The organism is Clostridium sp. CCUG 7971 (assembly GCF_017590215.1).
Taxonomy (GTDB): Bacteria; Bacillota; Clostridia; order Peptostreptococcales; family Peptostreptococcaceae; genus Faecalimicrobium.
Window position 1 is genome coordinate 1 of record NZ_JAFFPK010000158.1, and the last position, 1,882, is coordinate 1,882.

A 1,882-nucleotide genomic window follows, 5' to 3' on the forward strand; every position below is an offset into this window, starting at 1 on the left:
TTTTTTCTGTTGTTTTTTACTTATTTGCCCTTTTCTTAAGGACAAGTAATACTATACCATTTTAATTTTATATCGTCAATACTTTTTGTGATATTTTTTACTGTTATTTTTAACTTACAAGCTAAAGCCCTGAATATCACTTAATTTGAGAAATCTATTCATTATAAAAATAATTTAAAAGTTATATTTAAATTTGTTTATAAAGATATAATTTAAATATTTTTATCTATAAATTAAATCCAAATAAGATATTTAATATAATCTATCTATTTTCCATGGATAGTATAATAACTCAAGCAATATGTGCCTTTTTATATTATGTAAAATAGATTATTTTATACAATAATTTATAATTTTTATAAAATAATCTATTCGTACATATCTATTTATGTATTTAAATTATAATCAATTGGTACTAATTTATAATTTTTAGTTTTATATTTTTATGCATTATTAATCAACTTGAGATAATAACCTCTTTGTTATATCAGAAAGTTTTAATTCACCTAATTCTTCATGTGCCATGGCTATTACTACCTTTATAGTATCATCTGAATTATCCCATTTATACGCTCTAGCATTCATTATAACATCTTCTGGCATTAGTTCTTCTAATTCCATAGCTAATTCATCAGCTAATGTCATATATTCATCAAATAAATCTTCTTGTTCTATATCATCTAGTTCATAGTTTTCTTTTATTATTTCATTTAGTTCATCTATACTTATACTAATTTGATAAGCTAAAGTGTCTTCTCTTTTACTACCTTTAGTCATATCTTTTTCAACTATAAATTCACTATTTTCTTCTATAGCCACTTTTATTTCAATACTGTCAATTATTTCATTCCCAAAAACTATATACAAATCATCATCTCCTTAAGTTTACTTAGCTATTGCTTCGATTAAAGATTCTTTCAAAGATTTTTTTATACCTTTTTCTTTTGCCATCCTTATTAAATATCTGTATTTAGATTTTTTAGCCTCTAAATCATATATGGCAACATCTACTAATTCTGGATCACTAACAAATTGAAAAAAATGCTCTGCAGTTTTAACTTCTACCTGAGCTCTTTTTATCTCTTTCATTATTTTTTGTTTTTCCTTATCTTTATCAATCTTATTTCTTTTAGACATATTTTATCCTCCATAGTTTACATATACTATGAATTTTGACAGTTTATATAATTCATATACATTACTACATAAAATAAAAAGATAAAATAAAAACCTCTAGTGAATTTCACTAGAGGTTACTGGTGGGATTAACAGGGCTCGAACCTGTGACCCCCTGCTTGTAAGGCAGGTGCTCTCCCAGCTGAGCTATAATCCCGCGTATATGGTGCGCCCAAAGGGACTCGAACCCCTAACCTTCTGATTCGTAGTCAGACACTCTATCCAGTTGAGCTATAGGCGCACATTTATGGAGGCGACACCCAGATTCGAACTGGGGATCAAGGAGTTGCAGTCCACTGCCTTACCACTTGGCTATGTCGCCTTACTTTTATGGGGTGGATAATGAGAGTCGAACTCACGACCTCCAGAGCCACAATCTGGCGCTCTAACCAACTGAGCTATACCCACCATATATATATATTGGTCGAGGTAGAGGGACTCGAACCCCCGGCCCCATGGTCCCAAACCAAGTGCGCTACCAAACTGCGCTATACCTCGATATTACTTTAATCTAAAAGTGGTGGACCATCAGGGACTCGAACCCCGGACCTACCGGTTATGAGCCGGGCGCTCTAACCAACTGAGCTAATGGTCCACATATATTGGTAGCGGTAACAGGAGTCGAACCTGTGACCTTTCGGGTATGAACCGAACGCTCTAGCCAACTAAGCTATACCGCCATAATGTATTGGTGCCCAGAGGCGGA

At 32.5% G+C, this 1,882-nt stretch carries 2 protein-coding genes and 7 tRNA genes; all 9 read right to left on the bottom strand.

Annotated features, from left to right (window positions below; genetic code table 11):
- Positions 1-453: 453 nt before the first annotated feature.
- The 9 genes from JWF52_RS17160 to JWF52_RS17200 all read right to left on the bottom strand — a co-directional run bounded on the left by JWF52_RS17160 (position 454) and on the right by JWF52_RS17200 (position 1,856).
- The gene (locus JWF52_RS17160; RefSeq protein WP_208334718.1) at positions 454-867 is read right to left on the bottom strand and encodes a hypothetical protein; all 414 of its coding nucleotides are present in this window, start codon (positions 865-867) and stop codon (positions 454-456) included.
- An 18-nt stretch (positions 868-885) separates the two neighbouring features.
- Complete coding sequence (locus tag JWF52_RS17165; protein ID WP_208334719.1) at positions 886-1,137, bottom strand: DUF2508 family protein; 252 nt, start codon at positions 1,135-1,137, stop codon at positions 886-888.
- A gap of 120 nt (positions 1,138-1,257) precedes the next feature.
- A tRNA-Val gene (locus JWF52_RS17170) sits at positions 1,258-1,333 on the bottom strand.
- Between the two features lie 7 nt (positions 1,334-1,340).
- A tRNA-Arg gene (locus JWF52_RS17175) sits at positions 1,341-1,417 on the bottom strand.
- Positions 1,418-1,424: 7 nt separating this feature from the next.
- A tRNA-Cys gene (locus tag JWF52_RS17180) sits at positions 1,425-1,498 on the bottom strand.
- A gap of 9 nt (positions 1,499-1,507) precedes the next feature.
- Positions 1,508-1,584, bottom strand: a tRNA-His gene (locus tag JWF52_RS17185).
- A 13-nt stretch (positions 1,585-1,597) separates the two neighbouring features.
- A tRNA-Pro gene (locus JWF52_RS17190) sits at positions 1,598-1,674 on the bottom strand.
- Between the two features lie 20 nt (positions 1,675-1,694).
- A tRNA-Ile gene (locus tag JWF52_RS17195) sits at positions 1,695-1,771 on the bottom strand.
- A gap of 8 nt (positions 1,772-1,779) precedes the next feature.
- Positions 1,780-1,856, bottom strand: a tRNA-Met gene (locus JWF52_RS17200).
- Between the last annotated feature and the right edge of the window lie 26 nt (positions 1,857-1,882).